General features: G+C 45.9%; 1 pseudogene. It reads left to right on the top strand.

The features are described from left to right. Nucleotides 1-153 precede the first annotated feature (153 nt). A pseudogene (locus tag ACS8FC_RS17615) lies at nt 154-699 on the top strand (divalent metal cation transporter); the annotation flags it as partial.

The raw sequence follows: 699 nt of genomic DNA, 5'->3' as shown, positions 1-699 counted from the left end.
CTCCTGAATCGTATTGGTGTGCTAAAGTCGATACAAGATTAATCGTTTTATAAAAAAGCATGTATAAACATGTATAGAGCGGTTGTCTAATGATCACTGGCAAACTGACACAGGTAAGTGATGATTTGCCGTTTTAACCATTTCGAGGTATTCATGTCCACACAACCACTCAACAACCCAAGTACCACTGACAGCACGGCGCAGCAAGAAGGCTTTAGTTGGCGTATCTTTGGGCCAGGTATTTTGATGGCCACCGCTGCAATCGGTGGCTCGCATCTGATTTCATCGACGCAGGCTGGTGCTATATATGGCTGGCAGTTGGCGATTATGATTGTTTTAGCCAACGTGTTTAAATATCCGTTTTTTCGCTTTGCAACCGATTATGTTTACGATACAGGTGAGAGTTTGATTGCAGGCTATGCCAAACGCTCAAAGGTGTATCTTTGGGTGTACTTTATCCTCTCTATCTTATCAGCGGTCATCAGTACGGGTGCGGTCTCACTGATTGCAGCGGTAATTTTGGGATTCATGCTACCCGCCTCTCTTGAGTTATCGACGATGGTGCTGTCTATGATCATCGTGGCCGTCTCTTGGTTCTTTTTGATAGCTGGTCATTATAAATTGCTCGATGGCGTGACTAAGTGGATTATGATTGCCTTGACGGCAGCCACCGTTGCCGCGGTCGTGATTGCCGCTGGC

The organism is Psychrobacter sp. 1Y4, assembly GCF_051847555.1.
This window is presented reverse-complemented; position numbering and strand designations above follow the sequence as displayed.